Origin of the sequence: Rickettsia endosymbiont of Oedothorax gibbosus (genome assembly GCF_936269705.1) — a bacterium.
Classification (GTDB): domain Bacteria; phylum Pseudomonadota; class Alphaproteobacteria; order Rickettsiales; family Rickettsiaceae; genus Tisiphia.
The window spans coordinates 1,729,859-1,753,634 of the sequence record NZ_OW370493.1; the positions used below are offsets into that span (position 1 = coordinate 1,729,859).

Genomic DNA, 23,776 nt, shown 5'->3' on the forward strand with positions numbered 1-23,776 from the left:
ATTCAATGCCCTTTTGCTTTATTAGTTAAAATTAGTCCCATAATCAAATCATAAGCTCTAGCAAATTGATAATCTTTTTTATAAAGATCAGATAGTTGGTCTAGAGTATTTTTCGATTCAGTCGTTTTTGTTTTATCTTTATCTTTTGTAGTATCATCTGTTTTCTTAATAGCCTCTTTATCTTTATTTGTAGAGTCTAGTTTTTTATCATCATTTTTTTTGTTATCGTTTTTTAAGTAATTTTTTAAAGAAGCTTCAGAGAATCTTCCATCTATCATTTTTGTTTCGGGATATTCAACTTTTACCATCTCAACAAATATGTCAGGTTCGATACCCTCTGCCTGAATTGAACGATCATTAGGGGTATAATATTTAGCCGTAGTAAGCTTTACAGCCGCTCTAGGACTGATTACCGAAAAGCTTTGTACAGATCCTTTACCGAAAGATTTTGTGCCAAGTATTATCGCTCTTTTATGATCTTGCAAGCTACCAGCTACAATTTCTGCAGCTGAGGCAGAGCCAACATTAATAAGAACAATCATCGGAACTAATGGAGCTTTTTCTGCAGATTTATTGCTATTAAATACTGAGTTACTATTTTTGGTTCTTCCCTTGGTAGTAACAATTACTCCAGAATCAATAAAATATTCGCTAACAGCAACAGCCTGCTCTAACAAACCACCAGGATTATTACGTAAATCTAGAATAATACCCTCTATGTTATTTTTACTACCATCTTTTAAAGTTTTCATAGATTTTTTTAATTCTTCAATGGTATGTTCATTAAAAGTTCCTATTCTTATATAAGCTATATTATTTCTTTCTAAATGAGCTTTTACTGGGGTAATGGTAACTATTTCGCGGATAAGTTCAATTTCTTTTGGCTTAGATTCACCTTCTGTAATTACCAGTAATTTCACTTTTGTTCCTGGTTCTCCACGCATCTCTTTGACGGATTTATGAAAACCCAAAGTTGATACAAACTCATCATTAACTCCTACTATATAGTCTCCGGCTTTTATACCTGCCTTATAAGCTGCTAGATCATCAATAGGGGAAATGACTTTGATGGCACCATTATCATACTGCACTTGAACACCAATACCGCCAAACTCTCCTTTAGTCTCATTAAGAAAATCTTTTAGATCCTCATCAGTAAAATAGCTAGAATGGGGATCTAGCGAAGTTAACATGCCTTCGATAGCAGCATCAGTCATTTTTTGTTTTTCCGGTTCTTGAACATAGTCTTTATTAATACGCTCAAAGACCTCTTGAAATTGTTTGAGATAAGCTGTATCTGATAATTCGTTCTTTTTCTTTGGTTCTTCAGCAAATGTGATATTGGCACAAAAGATAAAACTTGATAATAACATTATAAAGCGTATGAACATAGTACTCCTAAATATCTAAATTGTTTATAATTGTATCCATCTTAATTAAAGCCTGATTATAAATGAACTGAAAACGTTTTTCTGGTTTTTTGCCCATAAGATCGTCTACTATCTTAGCAATATTATCAAAATCATCTATAGTAACTTTTAAAATGGTTCTATTTTTTGGGTTCATTGTTGTTTCTTTTAACTGAGCTGGCATCATTTCACCTAACCCCTTAAATCGACCAATATCTATTTTAGCCTTACTATTTTTTAATAATTTAGCAGTTAAATCAGTTTTTTGTTGATCATTTACTGCATAATAAGTTTTATTAGATTGGGTTAATCTATAAAGAGGTGGTTTGGCAAGATATAAATGACCTGAAGATATTAACTTCGGCATACGAAGATAAAAGAACGTCATTAACAATGAGGCGATATGAGCTCCGTCAACATCCGCATCTGTCATAATTATTATTTTTTCATAACGTAAATTCTCCTCTCGATAATTTTTAAGACTACCACAGGCTAGTGCCACCTCTAAATCTTGAATTTCTTGGTTGTTAGTAATCTTCTCGAAAGTTGCATTAGCAACATTCAAAATTTTGCCTCTAAGAGGTAAAATAGCTTGTGTTTCTCGATCTCTTGCCTGTTTAGCTGATCCCCCGGCAGAATCTCCTTCAACCAAGAATAATTCTGTCCCATTAGGAGAGGTTCTTGTACAATCTGCTAATTTACCTGGTAGTCGCAATTTTTGTGTAGCAGTTTTACGTGAAATATTTTTTTCGTTACGCTTATTTATTCGGTATTCCGCAATATTAACTATATGTTCAAGTAGCTGGTTGGCTACGAGTTTATTACTACTCAACCAATGATCAAAATGGTCTTTAACAATGTTCTCTACTATTTTATTAATCCCAGGCGAAACCAATTTTTCTTTTGTTTGTCCTTGAAATATTGGCTCTTGGATAAATATAGAAAAAACAATAGAAGAAGTTTCTAGAATATCCTCAATAGTAAGTAAAGTGGTTTTTTTATTACCGGTCATTTCACCATATACCTTTATACCACGCAGTAATGCACTACGCAAACCTTGCTCATGGGTTCCACCAAGAGGGGTAGGAATAGTGTTGCAATAGGATTGAATAAAAGGTTGGTCTTCATTTTTATGCCAAGCAATTGCCCATTCCACTTTTATGTGATCCTGGTCCCACTCAATATTACCACAAAAAATCTCTCCACTAACTAAATCTTCCAAATTTATTTTAGAAATTAAATAATCTTTCAAACCATCTGGAAAATGGATGAGAGCTGTTGCTGGAACATCGCTTTTAGTTTCAATTTCACATTGCCACTCTATCGTTACCCCTCTATACAAATAGGCTTTTGATTTGGCTAATTCATATATTCTTTTTGGTGAAAAGGATGGTTTCTCTCCAAAAATTTCTGGGTCAGGATGAAAATTGATAGATGTTCCCCTTAATTTTTTGGCAATATCTTCACTGGTTAAATCATTCAATTTTTGCCCTTTGGAATAAGATTGCTTGAATAATTTACCCTGCTTATATACTTTAATCTCTAAGTAGTCGGATAAAGCATTAACAACCGAAATGCCAACTCCATGCAAGCCACCTGCTGTTTGATAGACATTATTCGAAAATTTACCACCGGAATGAAGGTGAGTTAAAATTACCTCAAGAGCAGATTTATCAGGAAATTTGGGATGATTATCAACAGGAATTCCTCTACCATTATCAGAGATAGTGATACTATTATTTACATGCATCTTTATGGTGATAACGCTAGCAAAACCAGCAACAGCTTCGTCCATAGCATTATCTAGCACTTCCGAAACAAGATGATGCATAGCATTCTCGTCCGTCCCGCCAATATACATACCAGGACGTTTGCGTACAGGCTCAAGCCCTTCTAATACTTCAATATCTTTTGCTGTATACGAATTATTAGTTTGAGGCTTTTTTTTCTCATTAAAGCTAAATAGATCAAGCATATTATGATGTTAACTTACAAGTTTTTGATGGATATACTATTTTGAAAGATAGAGAAAAGCAAGAACACATACAGCAAATGCTTGAAATATAACCCTTAACGACATTAACTTAGAACTAAATTTTTTGTCAATTTTCCCGCCAATAGCCATAGAGACAACACCTAGCACTAAGACTAATGTAGTCAAGCTTAAAGCAATTAATATATATACCACAAAATTATCTCTAAAAATTACTTTATTATATAGTCAATTAACCTAAATTAGTGCCAAATAAGCCATAGCACCCTACAATTTTTATTCTATAAATATTAAACAGCATAAAAACATCATTGCACATAGGCGTCAGTTTAAGAAAATAAAGTAGAAAAGTCGTCTATTACTCGATAATCACTTTTGTGGATTGCTTCGTAGCCACTAAAAGTGGCGACTTTGCTAAACTTAGTAACGTTGTATACTTTATTTTATAGAAGTTACAGCCCTACGGTTCTGTGCCCAAGCTGCTTCATTATCACCAAGAACAGCTGGTCTCTCTTTACCATAAGAGATAGTATCAAGTTTGTTCCTAACTCCTAGATTAGTTAAGTATTTTAATACAGCGTCTGCTCTTCTTTCACCAAGTGCCAAGTTATACTCTCTTGTCCCTCTCTCATCACAATGCCCTTCAATAGTGGCTTCCGTATTAGGATGACTTTTTAACCAATTAGCTTGTTTACTTAGCTGTTCTTTTGCTTGAGGTGAAATATCTGATTTATTAAGAGCAAAAAACACCCTGTCACCAGCACGTCTTTCAAAATCAGAAGCTAGAGAACTTTCCTCAACTTCATTAGTTATACCCGTATCTATCGGTTTTTTCTTTGCACCACACCCAGAAAGCATAAATAGTGCTAAAAAAGCTATTGTGGTTTTTTTTAGTATCATAACAAACTCCTTAAATTATTAAATAAGCTACTGATTTACATTTGCCTAACAAAAAATTGTTAAACACCCATTGCCTGCATTATATACTATCATATCACTACTTAAAAGCATAAAATTATTCTAATATTACATTCTAAACTCTTTAGTATCTGTGTCAGAAATACCATATATCTAATCTGTTAAAGTTCTGATAACACCCCCTTTATCATATCTGGTAACTTTCCTAATTTACTTACATCTGTACCACCTGCCTGAGCTATATTCGCTTGACCACCACCGCCACTACCGCCAAGGAATATAGATATTTCTTTAGCCAAATTACCAGCATGAACCTTATCACTGATTTTTTTACTAACAGCAACTGTAATCGATAATTTGCAAGCATTATGCCCTGTGCTACCACTAACCTCTTTAGATTTTTCCGGCATAGCTATATATATAACTACAAGATTATCAGACTTATCAACTATTCGTTCAGCAGATAAGCGTAATATTTTACTATCTATATTATGTACTATCTTATAGATCAACTTTATACTCGAATGATTCTGCGAATTGGCTCCGCAAAACTGCGGGGTATTCGCGTGCTCACGTAGGTTTACTACGCTCCGCTCGCTCACCCCTTGTTTTATGTTCCAATTCGCAGAATCATTCGAGTATACATTGACTGATTCTTTGGCAATCTGTTCAATATTCAAATCAAGCATCGAGACCTGCAGAGATACTAACTGATCTTCTAATTGTTTCTTACTAGCAATTAGACTATTAACTTTATCAATAAGTTCATTCTTACCTATTTTTAAGGCGGTAGATATATTTTCAATCATTGCATCATTCTGCCTAATTAGCTTTAAGACAAATTCACCGCAAACCGCTTCTATCCTTCTAACGCCAGCTGCAATAGCACTTTCACTGGTAATTTTAAACATCCCAATATCACCAGTTCTAGTAACATGTGTACCACCACATAACTCAAGTGAATTTAGTTCAAGCGAATTCATCGCTACCACCCGTACTTCAGAATTATATTTTTCACCAAATAAAGCCATAGCCCCTGCTTTAATAGCGTCGTCTGTTGACATTAATGTTGTAGTAACTTTTGAATTATCAGTAATAATCTGATTTACTTTATCTTCTATCAAGATAATTTCTTTTGGGGTTAATGCCGCCATATGACTAATATCAAAACGTAAACGATCATATGCTACCAGCGATCCTTTCTGCGTTACATGTTTACCAAGTACTTGATGTAATACTGCATGTAATATATGAGTTGCCGAATGATGAATTCTTAAATTATTACGATATTTGACATCAATAGCAAAATCGGCACTATCTCCAACCTTAATGCTGGTTCCTTCCTGCCAAATACATATATGAGCAATTATTGAACCAAGATATTTTACAGTATCTACTACTCTAATTTTACTGTTGCTAGATTTGATATAACCTATATCCCCCATCTGTCCACCAGATTCCCCATAAAAAGGAGTTTGATTACTAATTAGAATGAATTTCTCCTGACTAGTTTCTATAGTATCAACTAATTTATTATCTTTAATGAGAGCTAATATCTTACCTTCCGCCTCATTCAAATAATAACCCAAAAATTCGGTACTACCAAATTCTGCTTTAATATCAAACCACATCTTATCTGTTTTAGATTCATTCGAACCTAACCAAGATTTTCTTGCCCTGTCTTTTTGCTCTTGCATCTTATTATTAAAGCCATCAAGATCAATGGAGATTTGTTTAGATTTTAATATATCTTCAGTTAAATCGACAGGAAAGCCGTATGTATCATATAATTTAAAAACTATTTCTCCTGAAAGCTCTGAATTTTTACTAAGATGGTTTGTTTCATCATCAAGTAATTTAAGACCTCTTTCAAGAGTTGCTTTAAATCTTATTTCCTCCTGTTCCAGGATATTACTGGCAAAATCCTCAGCCCTTCTCAGTTCGGAATAAGTTGTTCCCATAATCTCTACTAATTTAGGAAGCAGTCTATACATTAAAGGTTCGCTACTACCAAGTATATGGGCATGCCTCATACTTCGACGCATAATACGCCTAAGTACATATCCTCTACCTTCATTTGAGGGCATGATGCCATCACTAATTAAAAAAGCACAAGCTCGTAAATGATCTGCAATAACCCGGTAAGAAAACTTAGCCTCTCCTTCTACCTTAACTTCTACTATATTCTCGGTATAGGCGATTATTTCCTTAAATAAATCTGTGTCATAATTATTATAGACATTTTGCATCACAGCACTAATACGCTCTAACCCCATACCGGTATCAATGGATTTTTTAGGCAATTCAATCCTAGTATCACTATCGACTTGTTCAAATTGCATAAAGACCATATTCCAAATCTCAATGAAGCGATCACCATCTTGCTCTTGCGTTCCTGGCAACCCGCCTTGTATCTGCTCTCCATGATCATAAAAAATTTCTGAACATGGTCCACAAGGTCCAGTATCTCCCATTGACCAAAAATTATCAGTGGTTTTTATTTTTATAATTCGCTCATCGCTTAAATTAGCAATTTTTTTCCAATATGTAGCTGCTTCTTCATCAGTATGATAAACCGTTACATATAGTTTTTCTTTAGCTATAGCAAATTCCTTGGTTAAAAGATTCCAAGCATGATATATTGCTTCTTCCTTAAAATAATCACCAAAAGAAAAATTGCCCAACATTTCAAAGAATGTATGATGTCTTGCAGTATAACCAACATTCTCAAGATCATTATGCTTACCACCAGCCCGTAGTGATTTCTGACTAGTAACCGCTCTTTGATAATTTCTACTTTCCTGACCGGTAAAAACATTTTTAAATTGTACCATCCCTGAATTAACAAACATTAAACTAGGATCATTATGAGGAATAAGAGAACTAGCTGGAACGTGTAAATGATTATTGGCAACAAAATAACTTATAAATTTATTTCTAATTTCTTCAGTGGTAAGTTTAGTCATGAGTAAATGATCCTTGGAAAATGTTTAGTTTAATGTTTTATTTAATTTTATATCACATAAATATATCTACACTAAGTGTATTAACTCATTTTATTTACAATAAATATATTAGACCTCTTGCATAACCTAATCTAATTGGTAATTTTGTTGTCAAAACTCGTCTCCGTTCCTCACGTACATCTTAGTACGCTGCGGTACTCGACTTCGTTTTTCCTAAAAATTCCTCAATTATCTTTAGGTTATGCAAGAGGTCTATTTTTATTTTGAATATATATAGTCAATTGATGAAAAGTTGGTGACGTCATCACTCGTCGCTCCTGTTACCCAAATTCTCCTGAATTGACTATAAGTGTCTATTACTCGCTAATCAGCTTAGCTATATGGCTAAAAGCTTTTTATCTTAAAAGTTTTTCTATGGTAAGGCGAAAAACCGTGAGAATGTATAGCATTTAGATGTTCTTTTGTCCCATATCCAAAGTTCTTATGCCACATATATTCTGGGAATTCTTTGGCATACTCAATTAATAAACGATCTCTAGTAACTTTTGCAATAATAGATGCTGCTCCAATAGATATTGATAAATTATCACCATTTACTATACTAATAAATCTTGAATCGGCAAATTTCATGTTACCATCTACTAATATTGTATCCGGTTTAACAGAAAGATTTGCTACTGATATAGTACAAGCCTTTTTAGTCGCTTCAAGGATATTAATTATATCTATCTCATCGTGATACACTATACCAACAGACCAAATATAATTCTGTGTTATTTGTTCATATAACAAATTCCTCTTTTCTCTAGTAAGTTTTTTAGAATCTTTGATACCATTTATGATTTTTGTTTGATCAATGATGACAGATGCAGCTACTACAGGTCCCACTAACGGTCCTCTGCCAGCTTCATCTACTCCAGCTACTAACCCAAAATATTTTTGCTCTAATTCAAACATAATATTCTCCTATTTCAATAGTATTTAGCCATAGTATAGTCAATTCAGGAGAATTTGGTGCTAGAAATGATGGAGCGACGCCTATAAGTAATAGGCGAGCGACGAGTGACGACGTCACCAACTTCTCATCAATTGACTATAAAATTTTGTCTATTAGCAAGACCACTGCGTGGTCGTGGCAATTATAAGTTGTCATTCTCACTATTGTCATATATGGACGAGTGAATTTGTCAACAAAGAAAATAAAAAAATAGAGCCACAAAGGAAGCGGTCATATATTCGGCATCGAGTGCCATAATGGTTTCTGCATTCTTATAAATATCCTTGAGTGACCTCTCATTCCCACGGCTTCTAGAGCCTCGACATAATTACGGATTTTATTCAGAATACTTATTCATTAACTCTTTAACTTTCGTTCTCTTTATTGTTACTATTCTTTACTCGCAATATTTATCAATTACCAATTTTTATTTAGTTGACATAGTTTCTTCTTTTTTCTCAACTAAACTAATTTGCAACATATTCGCTACCATTGGTGACTACTGCATAAGCAATCCTTGCTAACTTATTTGCTAAACCAACACATATAATATTATATGATTTATTTTCAGCAAATTTCTTCACTGCCCACTGCACTAGTTTATCTTTCGATTCCTTACCACTTTTTGCTCTTATTGCTATTGTCCTTGCGGCTTGAATCAACATACGTCAGTTCGGGATAAGATATAGATGAAATAGTAATAGATAAAAGGATTGTCAAAAAGGAGTGCCTGCAGTATTTATATTTTTAAACAAAAAAACAAACTACAGGCATGAAAAAAGATATCACAGAATTATATAGTTTTATAGATGATTTTTGTAAAATTTATTTGGAGTATGAACAGAGAAAGTTATTACCATCAAATAAGCAAAGAAATCGCTGTTGTAGCATGAGTCTAAGTGAAATGTTAACAATAATAATTATGTTTCATACATCCTATGCTAAGAATTTTAAATTTTTCTATAAAAGTTATATAGAGTGCATGCATAAGGATGATTTTCCCAAAGCCTTGAGTTATAATAGATTTGTTGAATTAATGGCACGATTATTCATACCGCTAAATATGTTGATTCATTTGTTGTTTGGTGAGGAAACAGGTATTTATTTTATTGACTCTACAACGATTAAAGCTTGTCACAATAAAAGGCGTTATAGCAATAAAGTTTTTAAAGGATTAGCCAAACATAGTAAATCCTCTATGGGGTATTTTTATGGTTTTAAATTACATGTAATAATCAATAATAAAGGGGAGTTTATGGCATTAAAAGTGACCAAAGGCAATGTAGATGATAGGGTTCCAGTACCGGAGTTAACAAAAAGATTAACTGGAATTATAGCAGCTGATAAAGGTTATATTAAGCAAAATTTGTTCTTAAATTTATATGAAAGAGGCTTAAAAATGATTCATGGAATTAAGAAGAATATGGAAAATAAATTAATGGATTTGAAAGAAAAAATCTTACTTCGAAAGCGTAACTTAATTGAAACAGTTTTTGATTATCTAAAAAATAAAATGAACCTTGAACATACTAGACATAGATCACCAATAAATGCCTTTGTCCATATATTATCTACTCTTGTTGCTTACTCATTAAAGAAAAATAAACCTTCAACAAAATTTGATTTTAATCTACATGTTCACAATATCCTTATCCCGAATTGACGTAACATAGTTCTGGCATATCTATCTCCCTGTTTGGTAATCCCTCCTAAAACTATCTTATCTCCTGAGCTATGTTGCTTTGGTACCAAACCAAGCGAAGCAGCAAAATCCCTCGGGGTTGGATAACTTTCCATTGGGGCTACACTCAAACAACTAGCATTGATTGCTCCAATGCCAAAAATTGTCTGCAACCTAGTAGCTTTCTCACTTTGCTTATTATTGCTGATAATCAGCTTTTCTAAAGTTTTCTCTTTGTCACATAAATCCTCAATTTCTTTACATTCTAAAAGTAAAATTGACCGTATCCCAGAATTTATATAACCTTTACTATACGCTAACTCTACCTCCAGCCTACATGATTTGCAAAATTTATTTTTACTTAATTTTGTATTATAGCCATATTCACATAAACTTGATATTGTAGAATTAGTTTTTTGCACACGATCTCTGATCGTATTACTTCTAATTTTATGCAAAAATTTTATATCTTGTTCCTCTTTGCTTTTTGGCAGCACAGTTTTTAATTCTGGATCACGAGCCGCTTTGCATATTGCTAACGCATCGTTATAATCATTTTTCTGTTTCGATGTAGCATAAACTTTTACATCTTTTGTTTTCATTAGTTTGACTTGCAAACCAAGCTTAGCAATTTCCTGTGACCAATAATTAGCTCCTCCACATGCTTCCATAGCTAGCAATGAACTTTTATCGAGATTGCTTAAATAGGCTATTAACTCATCTCTTGTAACTTTTTGATAACCTATTTTTTTGCCATTTTGATCGACTTGCACCAAGTGCATACTATTTTTTGCTAAATCTATTCCTATTATAGTATTTTTTATGCTATTATTTATCATGGTATGGACCTATTAATTAAATTATTATTTAATTTGGAGCAGCTGAAAACTATTTTTCAGCTGACTCCGTACCAGTAAAGCATATTTCGCTTCACTCGTCCATACCATCATTCCCGCTTCTTCCCCTTGTCATTCCCACGTAAGCGGGAATCTAGACCCCTGCTTATGCAGGGGTGACACTAAGTCTAGCATGGATGATACAAAACATGATTGCTTTGTCACTACTAAAGTAGCTCCTTGCCATGACGCTTGGTGCAGGAAGTTTATTAATCATAAGCAAAAGTTAATGTTACAGTAGTGCCTACGCCTATTTTACTTTGTAACTCAAATTTACCTTTCATTAATTCAACCAACTTACGAGTAAGTGGTAAACCAAGACCAGTTCCTTGGTATTTTCTGCCAACGGTACTATCAATCTGCCCAAAGGTTGACAGTACTTTTGGAATATCTCTCTCATCAATTCCTATACCAGTATCTATAACCTGTATATAAACTAGCCCTTTAGGGTCATCTTTCTCAGCATAAATTGTTATAGTACCTGATGCTTTGGTAAATTTTATAGAATTAGATAAAAGGTTAAAAAATACTTGTTTAAGTCTTTTAGGATCTGCTTTTATCACGATATGATCTTTTGGTAATTTTTCAATTAATTGCACTGATGCCTGATCAGCTCTTGGCTTCATTATCCTTACAGTAGAAGTAATTAATTTATTGAGATCTAACTCGACAACGTCAACTAATAGCTTGTCAGCCGATGCTTTTGATAAGTCTAATATATCGGTTATTATACTGAGTAAATGCTTACCTGCACTGTTAATATCTTTTATATAATCACCATGCTCTTTATTGTAAGGTGTAGACATCATAATTTCTGAAAAACCTATAATAGCATTTAGAGGAGTACGTAGTTCATGACTAACATTGGCAAAAAATTTAGTATGAGCAGAACTTTCATTTCTAACCTTAATTACCGCTTCCTCTAAAGCTTTATTAGCCTCAAATTGTTGATCTATAATCTTCTGTGCATAATTTGTGTTGCTAATTACGATAATTAAGAATATTAGCATAATGATAAAAAATGTTAGTAATACTTTTTTCTCCAGCTCTATAATACTTGACCATAAACTAGTAATATTAGTATTAATCTCTAACACACCATCAACAGGATACCTAGATAAGTCGCGGTTTATTATTGGAATATAACTTGTTATACAGGATGCTTTCTCTACTTTCCCTGACATATGGAATAGGGCTCTAGGAATTAATATATGACTTGTCATTCCTTTAAAAGCTTTGTTAAAGGCTTGCTCTACAACCAGCTCTTTTAAAAAATATTTGTCAAATTGGCTAATAATTCTTTGATACAAAGTATCTTCAGGAAAATTCACCTGACTTGTTATTTGAATTGGAGAGCTGGTTATAATTTTATGACCTTGTAGATCATATAAAGAAATGTAGGCATTGAGATTAACAAAAATATCAACTGAAGTAGTTGCAAATTTAATAAAATCGGCATCTTGCAATAAATTTATATAACCAAATTCATGTAATTTATTTACAGCCGTTTTATTCCTATTCCAGACATTTTTTGTATAAACACCAGCTATTTTAATATTTGCTTCTCCAACTTGCTTTAAAATCATTTCTTCAATAATGAAGTAACGATAGTAAATCATGTTGACAATGATATTTATAAATAACCCAAAGAATGCCAGTCTAACAATATGCTTATTTTGAATCATTAGATTTGCACATATTCATTTAGATTATACCACGGTTATTCACTAGCACTAAGTTTTTTCTTTGTAGATGATTCCTTAGGCAATTTTTTATCGTTCACTGATTTCAGCTGATCAAAAATACTCAAAGTTTGAGTTATAAAGCTTCCTGGTTCAGAAAGACTTGCCGGCAAAATTACTGTATTACTATCCTTAGCTAACTCACCAAAAGCAGATATATTGTTCAGCGATTTTTAAAGATACTGCATCGTTTCCTCCAGATTTTTGAATAGAGGCTGCTATAAGCTCAATACTTTTAGCAGTAGCCATGGCTACTAATCCTATTGCTTCAGCCCACCCTTAGCCCTATTTACTTGATCAATATAGGAAGCTTCAGAATTTAATACAACTTGAGCCTTCTAGCCTTCCGCATGGTTTATTTTTGCTTGTCTATTGCCTTCTGAGTCTAAAATTTGGGCTCGTTTTTGACGTTCTGCCGCAACTTGTAACTCCATCGCTTTAAGTATTGTTTGTGGTGACTGAATGTCTTTAATTTCATAACGCATACATTGTATCCCCCAATTGACTGCCGCTTGGTTAATAGCAGAAACAATAGCGATATTCAAGGTTTCTCGTTCTTCAAAAGTTCTGTCTAATGGTAACTTACCTATTTCTGAACGCATAGTGGTCTGTGCAAGCTGGGTGATAGCATAATATGGACTATTAACTCCGTAAGATGCAGCAACTGGATCGACAATTTTTACATATAACACACCATCTATTAGTAACGTAACATTATCATTGGAAATGGCTGTTTGAGCACTCACATCAATCGCTTCTTCCTTTAAAGTGTGTTTGTAGGCTACTCTTTGAATCACTGGTATCAAAATATTCAAGCCAGGTTGCAAAACCCTATCAAATTTTCCAAATTTTTCAACAATCCATGCTTGTTGTTGTGGTACAACCTTAACCATCTGTATAATAATAAGGATCGCCACGATACTACAAACTAATAATATATATTCCATATTTTCTCCTTTTAAAATCTATAACTAACCCGATTAGTATTTACCCATACAAACCGTCATTGCGAGGAAGACCGTAGGTCAAAGAAGCAATCCAGGAAAGTGAATAGAAATGGATTGCTTCGACTACTACGTAGTCTCGCAATGACGTTTGAGATGCATACACGTCATTGCGAACAAACGTATGCGAGTGTGGCAATCCATTTTTTATTACTTTTATGGATTGCTTCGTCGCCTTCGGCTCTTCGCAATGACGTCAGTTCACATGGCTAAAATCTCGTTTGAGTAGCTATAATAATTTCACTATGCTACCGTCATTAATCTTAGTAATTCCTTCCACTACTATCATATCTCCCTCTTTGATTTCGTCTGAAATAATCTCTGTTAGACCATTTAGACTAGTACCTAGCTTAACATAAAGTTGCTGCACTTTGTTATCATTAAGTTTATATACAAAATATTCACCTTTACTATTACTCTGTACCGATTGATCCGGTACGGCTAAATTCCGATGTTTGTTAAGAATTAAATCTATAGGTACATAGCTTCTATGTAGCATATTACTATTAAAATCAACAATAACTTTAGCACTTATAGTACCATTATCTGAAACATATTGTGAGATTTCAGCAATTTTTCCATTAATCTTATCACCATTATTATCGGTTATCACTAAATCAGTAGATACTGACACCTGATTATAAAGCCCCTCAGGTAACTCCATTAGAATATTTTTAGTGGTAGAATTTTGAGCAATAATGCTAAAAAGATAATTTTTTTGTTCTACCTTATCCCCTTTTTTTAGCTTTATTATACCAATATTTCCATCAAATGGTGCTACGATAACCATATCGTTGTAACTATTCATTGCTTTGGAAAAAGCAAGCTTAGCTGTTTCTAAATCACTATTTGATTTTTCTAGTACATCACTACTAATATATTTTTTGGCAAATAATGCCTTATCACGTTCATAAGCAGTCATCGCAGTTTTTAAAGAGATTTCTGCTTGTGACTTAGTTGACGTAGCCAAATCTTGGTCAATAATAAGCAGGACATCCCCTTTGTCAACCTTGCCCCCTTGAGAAGTAGATACTACATCAACCGTACCAGAAATATTAGCATAATAATCCCGGCTTGCATCATTTTTACATTGTCCGACAACGCTGAAAACATTGTACATCTCAGCCATTTGTACTTTACTAGCTTTGACCGGAATAATCTGTTGTTTTTCAGCGATAGTACAGCACGAAATGATGCATATACCTACAAAAACAATTAACTTATTCAACATTTCAAATACCCTATTAAAGTTTTAAATCTGTTAGCCAACGATGTTCACTCTCTAAAATTTCAAAACGAATTTTTTCACTTTTTTTATCAAGCTCTGCTTCCGGTACTAAAGAAGCTCCGCTAAATTCAAAACCATAAAAATTAATCTGTAATTTAGTACATATTTTTTCCACCAATTCAATATTTTCTAAAACATCATCAACGAATATTATGGTTTTAGGGTAGTAACTTTTCTTGTGTAAAATATTCTCTAATACTATCCCTTTATCAATATCGGCAGTAAGAATCACCCCTTCTTCCATCATCGGCATACCATTCTCACTATGTAATTCATCAATTAATATTTCCTCTTTTATTGGAGTAGATTTCATAAAATCTATATTTATTCCTTTAAGCTCTTTTAAACGCCAATTGGTAAAATCTTCAATAACCCCGAATCTACCTGTATATAGCTTGGTTAAAGCAACAGTTGGAATTTGCCTCTCCCATAATTTACTCAATATATCATTTATATTGGGGTTCACTAAGCGAATAGTACGATTTTTTAGAATAATACTAAAAAAAAGTTGCCTTTCTTTTCTAGTAAAGCGTTTTTTGCTTTCAACACACCATTCAAGTCTATAAGGATGAGTTAAGCGATATTCATCTTGAGCCATGATCAGTACGTCATCCACATCAAAAAGCACCAAACTATCTTGATCTAGCTTATCTATTACTTCTGCAACTTTTAAAAAATCTGAGACTTTAGCTGTTTTAGCAAATTTATGGTTATTCATTAGTTTTTATATTTTATTATTTCTTCCAAAGAATTAGCAATTATAGCCAAATCTGATTCTCTTGAGAGATTGTGATGCCCATCTTTTATTAATTTCATTACTACTATATCACTAGTAATTTTTTCTACCAACTTACTTGAAATATTATAAGGTACATCAACATCTAACATCCCGTGAATTAAATGAACAGGTTTCTTAAGATTAATACTATTTGAGTTTAGTAACAAGTGATTTTTGGCTTCAAGTATTAATTGATAGCTTATTGGGTATGTATTATTGCAATTACGCCCACCAACATCAAGCCATTTTTGCTGTTGCATTTGTTTTTTTTGACTTTCAGTTAAATTATTCCAAATGTTTTCTGTAAAATCTATTGCTGGAGCAAGAACAATAACGCTACAAATTTTACTAGGAAATTTTATAGCAGCCAGCATAGCAAGCCAGGCACCCATACTAGAACCAATTATAATAGTTGGCTGCAGAACAAGTTTATTTAACACCATCTCAACTCCCATAAGCCAAGAGCCAATAGTTTCATCAAGAAAATCACCTGACGATCTTCCATGACCAAAATTATCAAATGTGATAAAATTATAATCTTGTTTTTTACAGTAATTCTCAAGGAATACAGCCTTGGTACCATTCATATATGACATCAAGCCATGTAAAAACATTACTGAAGGCATATTTTTTTTACTACTTTTATAATGATTATAAGTGATAAATTTTTTATTTTCTGTATTATATATTTTATTCATTTAAATTAGTTAATTAATGATTTCATCAGATTCACCCAAACGATACCATAAACCAACCATTTTGCAAGTAGTTCCAGCTTTATTCTCTGGTGGAGTAGAGCGAGGGACAATTGAAGTGGCTAAAATGTTAAAAAAAGTTGATTATAATGTTATTGTAGTCTCCTCTGGTGGTTCATTAGTTGAAGAGTTAATAGCTGCAGATATACCGCATATTTCTATGAATAGTGCTACTAAAAATCCTTTTTCAATATGGAGACATGCAAGAATTTTATCAGAAATAATCAAAGAATATGACGTAGATATAGTACATGCAAGATCAAGAGCTCCGGCTTGGAGCTGTTATATGGCAGCAAAGGCTACTAATACTAAATTCTTAACAACATTTCATGGCATTTACAACATCTCAAATTTGTTCAAACATTTCTATAATAGCGTAATGATCAAAGGTGAGAAGGTCATAGCTGTATCTAATTTTGTAAAGCAGCATATAGTAACTAATTATAAAATTCTAGAAGAACAAATTGTGGTAATACGTCGAGGGGTAGATTATCGCTATTTTGATCCCCAAAATGTCACAGAAGAAAAGTTAGTAAAATATAAAAAAAAATACGGTCTATCTAATAACACTCCTCCCATAATATTATTACCATCAAGAATTACCAGTTGGAAGGGTCACCTTGCCCTTGTTGAAGCACTTGGTAAACTAAAACATCTAGATTTCTATTGTCTCATGGTTGGGGATTTATCTAAACACCCAAATTTCACAAATCGAATAAAATCTCTTATAAACTTATTGAAACTACAAAGTAAAGTTCAAATTTTTGGTAATGAAATTGATATGCTCGGTCTTTATGGCATTTCAGATATAGTGTTATCTACTTCAATTGAGCCAGAAGCATTTGGTCGTACTATAACTGAAGGGCAATCAATGGAAAAGCTAGTAATTGCTACAAATATTGGTGGAGCTATTGAAACAATATCAGATACAAAAACTGGATTTCATGTTAAACCAAACGATCCAAGCGATTTGGCAGAAAAAATTGAACATTGCTTATCTATACTCAAAACCAATGAAGGTAAAAAGATACAACAAGCAGCAAGAAAAGCAGTAATCGATAACTTTTCCCTTGATTTAATGCTAAGTAAAACCTTAGATTTATACAAGGAAATGCTTAAGAAAACATAATATTTTCTAGGAGACTGTCAAAGATCGCTAATTAGTTATCGCAGGCAGCCCCTAGGCTCTGTGAACAAAATTTAAACAATTAAAATTTTGTTCACAGAGCCTAGCAATGGATCAACTATATTGACTCAGCTGCTAAAACCATTGAAAATTAGACCTCTTTCGAAACTAATCATAATGGTAATGACCCATCAAATTCTTACCAAATTGAAAGACGGGAAGCTAAACTTTAAGCCACGTCCACCGTTTGACATGTTTGCAAAATATAGCAAAATTGAAGAATGGTGAAACCGAAGGGATTCGAACCCCCGACCTAGTGATTAGGAATCACTCGCTCTATCCTGCTGAGCTACGGCTTCTCTTGTTATAGTCAATTGATGAGAAGTTGGGGACGTTGTCGCTCAATGCTCGCCTATTACTTATAGACGTCGCTCCATCGCTCCTAGCCCCAAATTATCCTGAATTGACTATACTATTTTAAAGAATAACCATTATATCAAAATTTTTAACAGTTGCAAGCATGCGATATGAAATCGAATGGATTGACAGGCTTATTATTGAGCCAAATTTCAAAATGCAAATGCTCTCCCGTACTGTTACCACTATTACCTTGCACTCCGATAATCTGACCTTTGGTAACAATATCTCCTTCTTTTACGTGCATTTTTTTTAAGTGAGCATATTTGGTAATAAATTTATCTGAATGTTTTATTTCTATTAAATTTCCATAAGAACTTTTTCGCTTTACGGTAATAATTGTTCCATTAGCAGAGGCATAAATGGAAAAGTCTTGGTACCCTTTTAAGTCTGTTCCGCAATGGAATTTTTTTTGTTTCTTCCTAGGATGTTTACGCATGCCATAGTGACTAGTAACCTTTACATTATATTGTGGTAACATTATAGGAATAGTAGTAGTTAGCTTATCTAATTGTGCCAGCTCCTTAAGATTATAAGAACTATTTTTATTACTAGCTTTTTGAACAAGTTGTAATTGTTCTGGGGATAAAAACTTATACTTACAATTTAATTTTATCAGCAAATCTTTAATCTTGGTTGATTTAATCATTGCCTGATTATTAATTGCTTGGCTATTAATACTCTTAGAGCCGATAGCTTTAAATTTTTGCAAAAAAGCCTTGTTATATTTGTCATTATTAATAACAAGACCAAAATTTTTTGCATAAATGCAGTTATTTTTACTTAGTGCTGCTAAATTATATTGTATAATTAAAGTGCCGTGATTCAGTTTGTAATCTTTTTGTAATTGCTGTGCCGTAACGTCTAAAAATGTCTTGTTGACAGATGAGGTGCTACATCCTTGTAGGAATAATATTATAGTTAATAACATACAGGACTTAAGCATCTATATCCTTATAAGATTTGTTTACATAACCTAAGAAACGATTGCTTTTTATACCAAAGATAAACAGGTATTCCGCTTAATACAAATGAGATAGCTTTTATTGTAACATTTAATGGTGTTTCATAAATAATCCATAGGCAAAAGGTCATTGATCCTAGGGCAATTAACCATTGATATGTTGAAGATTTTTCTGATTTTGTTAGTAGTAACTTTAAAAAAGCTACGCTACAGGCTAGATATACAAATAAAAAAGAGATAACGGAAAAATCAATTATTTCGGTAATTTGTTCTGATAAGTCTTCATTGGTTGTACTAATCAATAATAATAATATTCCAATACAACTTATGACTAAACTCCAAATTGGAGCACCATTTTTATTTTGTTTAGCAAAAAAAGATGGCATTAAGCCGTCTTGGGCAAGTCCCAAAGCAATTTGTCCACTGATTAGTACCCAAGCATTTAACGTTCCAATACAAATAATTGAAGCAATCAAAGAAATAAGTAGATGCCACTGACCACCAAAAATTATTTGGGTGGCATCTACATAAGGAGCTTTAGAATGTATTAAGTCTTCTGGTGGGATTAAACCAATTATTCCAACGCTATTAATGAGATATAAAATAGCAACACAAAGCGTACCTATTACTACAGCTCTTGGTATTGTTTTTGATGGATTCATTACCGAACCAGCTTGAGCAGTTGCTGATTCTAAACCAATGAATCCCCAGAATGTTAATAATGTTACCTTACCAAGAATTTGAGAAAAAGTTAAATTAGTTATTTGCTTATCCATAACAAAATTATTACTATCAAACTGATATAATGCCGCAATTGGCACTACTATTAATGGAATGAATTTTAGAATTGCTAGTATAAATTCAGCTCGCCCTGCTACTTCCACACCTTTAAGGTTTAGCAACATAATAGCAAATAACAATAATATTTGCAAAATTAAGATCACAAAACTATTACTCACCCCAATTAAAGGTGTTAAATATGTAATAGCTGAAATAACAACTACAGCCGTACTAACCCATGAAATAACCCAATAAGTCCAGCCGGTAAAAAATGCTACATCATTACCAAATGCCTTTTTTAAATAAACATGGGGTCCACCTGTTTGTGGTAATCGGCAGCAAAGTATAGCAAATAACAGTGCTAAAATTATAGCACCGCAGGAGGATACTACTCCTCCAACTAAACTAAAAATACCGTATGGTGCTAAACTTGCTGGTAATATTAAGACACTGGTGCCAATTTGACTACCAATAACTAAAGCAAAAACTGACCAAAAACCAAGCTTTTGTGACATATAATCCTGAATTGTATGATAAACCCTGAACTGATTTCATGGGGTAATAATCACAAATTGTACATAAAAAAATAAAAACTTGAAAATTGATAAATCAATTACTCAAGTTTTTGTAAGCTATAGTCAATTCAGAAGAATTTGATACTAGGAGAGATGGAGCGACGCCTATGGTAATAGGCGAGTTACAACGTCACCAACTTCTCATCAATTGACTATATATACTAAATAACACTATTAAGTACTGGTGACCCCTACGGGACTCGAACCCGTGTTTTCACCGTGAAAGGGTAACGTCCTAACCACTAGACGAAGGGGCCATAAACTCTTTAAGCTCGTCTATTAACTCTTTAATTTGCAAGGAGTATATTCGAATGATTTAAGAACTAGTATCGTTCAGTTTATACAGTATTCATGAAATATTGCAAGTATGATTTTATCGTTTCTTTGTCTTTTTTCCCTCAGTAGTTTTATTGAACCTACCAATATTCTTTACAAATTTCTGTAGCCCGTTTAATTCTGTACCATAAGTTTTCGTATATTCTCCCATTATATTTATATCATCTTTATGCGAATCACTAAGTACTAGAACCTCCTCAATTACATCTTTTTTATTAAAAGCAATTTTTATTATTTTTTGTTCAATTACTTTTGGCTCAAACCAGGCTCTCCTAGCTAAAGAACGTTGAACATAATACCAAGTATTAGGAGTATAGTCGGGTATAATTGTTGGCGTACCAACTAAATCTTCTACTTCCGATTTGTTAAGCTTTTTTTCTTCAAGTGTAGTTAATAAATTATCATCAATATACTGCCCCCTTGATTCTATAGTTTTACAACTACACAATGTGAGTAATATAGATGAAATAAGAAAAGTTTGAATTATAATGAATTTCATAAATTTTATGTTTAAAATACCTAGATTTTGTAATGGAAATATAATATACTGCTATATCGATTTGACAAATACTTTTTATTCTAAAGTGTAATTTTTAAGAGGCTATATGGCAGTTCCAAAAAAGAAGACATCAAAATCAAGACGCAATATGAGGCGTTCTCACCTTGCACTTGGTAAAATTAATGTAGTAATAGATTCTCAAACAGGAGAATCTAAGCTTCCTCATCACATATCTTTAGCTGATGGCACATATAATGGTCGTCAAGTTATTGTCCAGAAGCAAGAAAAAGATGAAGAAGTAGCATAAACCACAATGACTTGTAAAATTCTTGGGTGTGGTGCCTATTTGCCGGAGCGTATTATTACTAATGCAGAATTATCGCTATCGGTTGATACTAACGATGAATGGATTCGCTCAAGGACTGGTATATTACAAAGACATATCGCAGCTGATGATGAATATACATCACATTTAGCTATTAAAGCTAGTCAAAATGCTATAGATGATGCTGGATTAAATCCGGCATCTATAGATTTGATAATTACCTGCACCACTACTCCGGATAACAGCTTTCCTTCTACCGCCTCTAAGTTACAAGGTTATCTAGGGCTTGGTAATGTACCTTCATTTGACCTACAGGCAGTATGCTCGGGTTTTATATACGGTTTACATGTTGCTGACTCTTTGATGAAATCTAGAAAATACAAAACCATATTATTAGTTGGTGCTGAAAAAATGTCGTCTCTAATAGATTGGAGCGATAGAAATACTTGTATTTTATTTGGTGATGGTGCCGGTGCGGTAATTTTGCAATATAGCGATTATAACTCCGGTATAATAGATAGTAATATCTATTCGAATGGTCGTTATCACGATATTCTTTACACTGATGGTGGTGTAAGTAGTAATGGCAAAACCGGTAAAATAAAAATGAAAGGACAGGAAGTTTTTAGACATGCAGTAGAAAAGATGAGTAAGGTAGCTGAAGAAATATTGCATAATAATAATTTTACCATAGATGATGTTAATCATTTTATTACACATCAGGCAAATGTAAGAATTATAGATGCCGTTGTAGATCGACTAAAAATCGATCCAAGTAAAGTAGTAAAAACGGTTGCAAAACATGCTAATTGTTCGGCTGCTTCAATTCCTTTAGCCCTTGCTTCTCTAAAATCTTATGGTAATATTAAAAAAGGCGATCTATTGCTTTTTACGACTATTGGTGCTGGAGTAACTTGGGGTTCGGCTCTAATCAGATGGTAAAAACAACAATCTTTTGGTTATCGCAGGCAGCTTCCTAGGAACCTACTTGTTATTTTTCTCTACGATTTTTAAGCTTCGGTGCGGAATCTAAGCCCCCTACTTTCGCAGGGATGACATCTAACTTTTTCGTCATATATGGACGAGTGAATTTGTCAACAAAGAAAATAAAAAAATAGAGCCACAAAGGAAGCGGTCATATATTCGGCATCGAGTGCCATAATGGTTTCTGCATTCTTATAAATATCCTTGAGTGACCTCTCATTCCCACGGCTTCTAGAGCCTCGACATAATTACGGATTTTATTCAGAATACTTATTCATTAACTCTTTAACTTTCGTTCTCTTTATTGTTACTATTCTTTACTCGCAATATTTATCAATTACCAATTTTTATTTAGTTGACATAGTTTCTTCTTTTTTCTCAACTAAACTAATTTGCAACATATTCGCTACCATTGGTGACTACTGCATAAGCAATCCTTGCTAACTTATTTGCTAAACCAACACATATAATATTATATGATTTATTTTCAGCAAATTTCTTCACTGCCCACTGCACGCACTAGTTTATCTTTCGATTCCTTACCACTTTTTGCTCTTATTGCTATTGTCCTTGCGGCTTGAATCAACATAGTTCTGGCATATCTATCTCCCTGTTTGGTAATCCCTCCTAAAACTATCTTATCTCCTGAGCTATGTTGCTTTGGTACCAAACCAAGCGAAGCAGCAAAATCCCTCGGGGTTGGATAACTTTCTATTGGGGCTACACTCAAACAACTAGCATTGATTGCTCCAATGCCAAAAATTGTCTGCAACCTAGTAGGCGGAGTGTTAGGGAACGTGCGATGAAGTGCCACTTTCATTTTAGACGGGAAATCTCTTGATAACATTGTCATATTCTTTCTGGGCATCACCTATAGATAATTTAGAATATATCTCTAAAGATTGACGACTTTCATGTCCTGAATATGGCTGAATTAAAGCATCTTCTACCCCTTGCTTCTTTAACCAAGTGAATAAGAAATGTCTTAATTTATGTGGTGAAATTGATTCTACAATGCCAGCTTCCTTAGTGTACCCAGCTAAGATCTTTCTAATACCTCTATCTGTGTATGCCTTGTTCCATGATGATTCAAATAAATATTTTGCCCCTATTTTTTCCATTGTGTCTATATGTAATGCTAGTATTTCCTTAAAGTTATTGGGAAACGGAACTATTCTGTCTTTTTTTCCCTTACCTTCTATGACTTTTATTTGACATCTATCGACATCAACATCGCTTAGTTTTAGTTTAACCAACTCACTAACTCAATGATAGGTAAGCCACTAGTTTGACTAGTGAGACCATCAAGGCTTGGCCTTTAGATTTAGTATAAAATAAAAAGT

At 33.3% G+C, this 23,776-nt stretch carries 22 protein-coding genes, 2 tRNA genes and 1 pseudogene; 4 read left to right on the forward strand and 21 right to left on the reverse strand.

Translation table 11 applies throughout. The annotated features are described in order from the left end of the window. Positions 1-2 precede the first annotated feature (2 nt). The 7 genes from NBW66_RS09405 to NBW66_RS09440 all read right to left on the reverse strand — a co-directional run bounded on the left by NBW66_RS09405 (position 3) and on the right by NBW66_RS09440 (position 8,948). Positions 3-1,391, reverse strand: coding sequence for a S41 family peptidase (locus NBW66_RS09405; protein WP_250310822.1), 1,389 nt, complete (start codon positions 1,389-1,391; stop codon positions 3-5). A 7-nt stretch (positions 1,392-1,398) separates the two neighbouring features. Beyond that, complete coding sequence (gene parE, locus NBW66_RS09410) at positions 1,399-3,384, reverse strand: DNA topoisomerase IV subunit B (RefSeq protein ID WP_250310823.1); 1,986 nt, start codon at positions 3,382-3,384, stop codon at positions 1,399-1,401. Between the two features lie 36 nt (positions 3,385-3,420). Beyond that, positions 3,421-3,597, reverse strand: coding sequence for an HIG1 domain-containing protein (locus tag NBW66_RS09415; RefSeq protein WP_250310824.1), 177 nt, complete (start codon positions 3,595-3,597; stop codon positions 3,421-3,423). 243 nt (positions 3,598-3,840) lie between these two features. Then, positions 3,841-4,299, reverse strand: coding sequence for a peptidoglycan-associated lipoprotein Pal (pal, locus tag NBW66_RS09420; protein WP_250312174.1), 459 nt, complete (start codon positions 4,297-4,299; stop codon positions 3,841-3,843). A gap of 182 nt (positions 4,300-4,481) precedes the next feature. Further along, positions 4,482-7,286, reverse strand: coding sequence for an alanine--tRNA ligase (alaS, locus tag NBW66_RS09425; protein WP_250310825.1), 2,805 nt, complete (start codon positions 7,284-7,286; stop codon positions 4,482-4,484). Between the two features lie 384 nt (positions 7,287-7,670). Then, the gene (locus NBW66_RS09430; protein WP_250310826.1) at positions 7,671-8,243 is read right to left on the reverse strand and encodes a ribonuclease HII; all 573 of its coding nucleotides are present in this window, start codon (positions 8,241-8,243) and stop codon (positions 7,671-7,673) included. A 507-nt stretch (positions 8,244-8,750) separates the two neighbouring features. Then, positions 8,751-8,948 (reverse strand): hypothetical protein, encoded by a 198-nt coding sequence (locus NBW66_RS09440; RefSeq protein ID WP_250310604.1) that lies wholly within the window; start codon positions 8,946-8,948, stop codon positions 8,751-8,753. Positions 8,949-9,055: 107 nt separating this feature from the next. Here NBW66_RS09440 and NBW66_RS09445 point away from each other — a divergent pair, with 107 nt between their 5' ends. Beyond that, a complete protein-coding gene (locus NBW66_RS09445) occupies positions 9,056-9,946 on the forward strand; it encodes an IS982 family transposase (RefSeq protein WP_250310582.1) in 891 nt (296 codons plus the stop codon). Here NBW66_RS09445 and NBW66_RS09450 read toward each other — a convergent pair. From NBW66_RS09450 to NBW66_RS09475, 6 genes and pseudogenes are all read right to left on the reverse strand, one after another. Further along, on the reverse strand, positions 9,922-10,803 hold the full coding sequence (locus tag NBW66_RS09450; protein WP_250310827.1) for an IS110 family RNA-guided transposase: 882 nt from the start codon (positions 10,801-10,803) through the stop codon (positions 9,922-9,924). The genes NBW66_RS09445 and NBW66_RS09450 overlap by 25 nt on opposite strands. Positions 10,804-11,069: 266 nt before the next feature. Beyond that, positions 11,070-12,545 (reverse strand): sensor histidine kinase, encoded by a 1,476-nt coding sequence (locus NBW66_RS09455; RefSeq protein ID WP_250310828.1) that lies wholly within the window; start codon positions 12,543-12,545, stop codon positions 11,070-11,072. Between the two features lie 35 nt (positions 12,546-12,580). Next, positions 12,581-13,549, reverse strand: a pseudogene (locus NBW66_RS09460) (SPFH domain-containing protein). Between the two features lie 286 nt (positions 13,550-13,835). Beyond that, positions 13,836-14,837 (reverse strand): efflux RND transporter periplasmic adaptor subunit, encoded by a 1,002-nt coding sequence (locus tag NBW66_RS09465; RefSeq protein ID WP_250310829.1) that lies wholly within the window; start codon positions 14,835-14,837, stop codon positions 13,836-13,838. Between the two features lie 13 nt (positions 14,838-14,850). After that, complete coding sequence (locus tag NBW66_RS09470; RefSeq protein ID WP_250310830.1) at positions 14,851-15,612, reverse strand: DUF2608 domain-containing protein; 762 nt, start codon at positions 15,610-15,612, stop codon at positions 14,851-14,853. Next, positions 15,612-16,370: an alpha/beta hydrolase gene (locus NBW66_RS09475; protein WP_250310831.1), complete on the reverse strand. Its 759-nt coding sequence runs from the start codon at positions 16,368-16,370 to the stop codon at positions 15,612-15,614. Before NBW66_RS09475 ends, NBW66_RS09470 begins: the two co-directional genes overlap by 1 nt. Positions 16,371-16,386: 16 nt before the next feature. On the opposite strand from NBW66_RS09475, the gene NBW66_RS09480 reads away from it, so the two are divergent. Further along, entirely contained in the window at positions 16,387-17,556 is a 1,170-nt protein-coding gene (locus tag NBW66_RS09480) for a glycosyltransferase family 4 protein (protein WP_250310832.1), read from the forward strand. 279 nt (positions 17,557-17,835) lie between these two features. Here the strand turns inward: NBW66_RS09480 and NBW66_RS09485 are convergent. The 5 genes from NBW66_RS09485 to NBW66_RS09505 form a co-directional block, all read right to left on the reverse strand. Then, positions 17,836-17,912, reverse strand: a tRNA-Arg gene (locus tag NBW66_RS09485). 146 nt (positions 17,913-18,058) lie between these two features. Next, complete coding sequence (locus tag NBW66_RS09490; protein ID WP_250310833.1) at positions 18,059-18,901, reverse strand: M23 family metallopeptidase; 843 nt, start codon at positions 18,899-18,901, stop codon at positions 18,059-18,061. A gap of 23 nt (positions 18,902-18,924) precedes the next feature. Continuing rightward, complete coding sequence (locus NBW66_RS09495; RefSeq protein WP_250310834.1) at positions 18,925-20,229, reverse strand: APC family permease; 1,305 nt, start codon at positions 20,227-20,229, stop codon at positions 18,925-18,927. 242 nt (positions 20,230-20,471) lie between these two features. Beyond that, positions 20,472-20,546: transfer RNA gene (locus NBW66_RS09500), tRNA-Glu, on the reverse strand. A 116-nt stretch (positions 20,547-20,662) separates the two neighbouring features. Beyond that, entirely contained in the window at positions 20,663-21,124 is a 462-nt protein-coding gene (locus tag NBW66_RS09505) for an outer membrane protein assembly factor BamE (protein WP_250310835.1), read from the reverse strand. A gap of 106 nt (positions 21,125-21,230) precedes the next feature. Between NBW66_RS09505 and rpmF the strand changes: the two genes are divergently transcribed. After that, positions 21,231-21,431: a 50S ribosomal protein L32 gene (gene rpmF / locus NBW66_RS09510; RefSeq protein ID WP_250310836.1), complete on the forward strand. Its 201-nt coding sequence runs from the start codon at positions 21,231-21,233 to the stop codon at positions 21,429-21,431. Positions 21,432-21,437: 6 nt separating this feature from the next. Continuing rightward, positions 21,438-22,391, forward strand: coding sequence for a beta-ketoacyl-ACP synthase III (locus NBW66_RS09515; protein ID WP_250310837.1), 954 nt, complete (start codon positions 21,438-21,440; stop codon positions 22,389-22,391). A 429-nt stretch (positions 22,392-22,820) separates the two neighbouring features. On the opposite strand, the gene NBW66_RS14605 is transcribed toward NBW66_RS09515, so the two are convergent. Genes NBW66_RS14605 through NBW66_RS09525 form a run of 3 tightly spaced genes read right to left on the reverse strand, consistent with a single transcriptional unit; the run spans position 22,821 to position 23,689 of the window. Then, positions 22,821-22,949, reverse strand: a complete 129-nt coding sequence (locus NBW66_RS14605) for a hypothetical protein (protein WP_284346674.1) — start codon at positions 22,947-22,949, stop codon at positions 22,821-22,823. Beyond that, positions 22,921-23,280, reverse strand: a complete 360-nt coding sequence (locus NBW66_RS09520; protein ID WP_250310838.1) for a transposase — start codon at positions 23,278-23,280, stop codon at positions 22,921-22,923. Before NBW66_RS09520 ends, NBW66_RS14605 begins: the two co-directional genes overlap by 29 nt. Then, the gene (locus tag NBW66_RS09525) at positions 23,255-23,689 is read right to left on the reverse strand and encodes a tyrosine-type recombinase/integrase (protein WP_250310839.1); all 435 of its coding nucleotides are present in this window, start codon (positions 23,687-23,689) and stop codon (positions 23,255-23,257) included. Before NBW66_RS09525 ends, NBW66_RS09520 begins: the two co-directional genes overlap by 26 nt. Positions 23,690-23,776: the final 87 nt, after the last annotated feature.

Coding starts and splice junctions, on each gene's coding strand:
- NBW66_RS09450 (WP_250310827.1), bottom strand. CDS start 10,803: ATGATAAATAATAGCATAAAAAATACTATAATAGGAATAGATTTAGCA.
- NBW66_RS09440 (WP_250310604.1), bottom strand. CDS start 8,948: ATGTTGATTCAAGCCGCAAGGACAATAGCAATAAGAGCAAAAAGTGGT.
- NBW66_RS09495 (WP_250310834.1), bottom strand. CDS start 20,229: ATGTCACAAAAGCTTGGTTTTTGGTCAGTTTTTGCTTTAGTTATTGGT.
- NBW66_RS09430 (WP_250310826.1), bottom strand. CDS start 8,243: ATGTTTGAATTAGAGCAAAAATATTTTGGGTTAGTAGCTGGAGTAGAT.
- NBW66_RS09515 (WP_250310837.1), top strand. CDS start 21,438: ATGACTTGTAAAATTCTTGGGTGTGGTGCCTATTTGCCGGAGCGTATT.
- NBW66_RS09475 (WP_250310831.1), bottom strand. CDS start 16,370: ATGAATAAAATATATAATACAGAAAATAAAAAATTTATCACTTATAAT.
- NBW66_RS09505 (WP_250310835.1), bottom strand. CDS start 21,124: ATGAAATTCATTATAATTCAAACTTTTCTTATTTCATCTATATTACTC.
- NBW66_RS09455 (WP_250310828.1), bottom strand. CDS start 12,545: ATGATTCAAAATAAGCATATTGTTAGACTGGCATTCTTTGGGTTATTT.
- parE (WP_250310823.1), bottom strand. CDS start 3,384: ATGCTTGATCTATTTAGCTTTAATGAGAAAAAAAAGCCTCAAACTAAT.
- NBW66_RS09490 (WP_250310833.1), bottom strand. CDS start 18,901: ATGTTATTAACTATAATATTATTCCTACAAGGATGTAGCACCTCATCT.
- NBW66_RS09405 (WP_250310822.1), bottom strand. CDS start 1,391: ATGTTCATACGCTTTATAATGTTATTATCAAGTTTTATCTTTTGTGCC.
- NBW66_RS09480 (WP_250310832.1), top strand. CDS start 16,387: ATGATTTCATCAGATTCACCCAAACGATACCATAAACCAACCATTTTG.
- NBW66_RS09470 (WP_250310830.1), bottom strand. CDS start 15,612: ATGAATAACCATAAATTTGCTAAAACAGCTAAAGTCTCAGATTTTTTA.
- alaS (WP_250310825.1), bottom strand. CDS start 7,286: ATGACTAAACTTACCACTGAAGAAATTAGAAATAAATTTATAAGTTAT.
- NBW66_RS09445 (WP_250310582.1), top strand. CDS start 9,056: ATGAAAAAAGATATCACAGAATTATATAGTTTTATAGATGATTTTTGT.
- NBW66_RS09465 (WP_250310829.1), bottom strand. CDS start 14,837: ATGTTGAATAAGTTAATTGTTTTTGTAGGTATATGCATCATTTCGTGC.
- NBW66_RS09520 (WP_250310838.1), bottom strand. CDS start 23,280: ATGTTATCAAGAGATTTCCCGTCTAAAATGAAAGTGGCACTTCATCGC.
- rpmF (WP_250310836.1), top strand. CDS start 21,231: ATGGCAGTTCCAAAAAAGAAGACATCAAAATCAAGACGCAATATGAGG.